Source organism: Pseudomonas sp. SIMBA_068 (genome assembly GCF_046534705.1).
Lineage (GTDB): Bacteria > Pseudomonadota > Gammaproteobacteria > Pseudomonadales > Pseudomonadaceae > Aquipseudomonas > Aquipseudomonas putida.
The window spans coordinates 1-273 of the sequence record NZ_JAWRYI010000487.1; the positions used below are offsets into that span (position 1 = coordinate 1).

Annotated in this window: 1 protein-coding gene; it reads right to left on the minus strand. The window is 65.2% G+C overall.

The annotated features are described in order from the left end of the window. A partial coding sequence (locus tag SB756_RS30070; RefSeq protein WP_410913237.1) for a condensation domain-containing protein occupies positions 1 to 273 on the minus strand: 273 nt, incomplete at both ends.

Consider the following 273-nt stretch of genomic DNA (forward strand, 5'->3'; position numbering starts at 1 on the left):
GAACAGGCTGTTGAACCAGCCGAGGGTACGCGAGACATCGACGCCCTCGAACAGGTCCTCGCGGCCATGGCCTTCCAGTTGCACCATCACCGCCTCTTGGCCGGTCCAGCGGCCCAGTGCACGCCCGAGCGCCGTCAACAAGATGTCATTGACCTGCGTGCCATAGGCAGCCGGCGCCTGCTTCAGGAGCTGCGTCGTTTGTTGCGGCGTCAGCCGGAAATGGCTCACCGCCTGTTGGCTGGAGTGATTGCGACCGCGCGGGTTGTCGCAGGG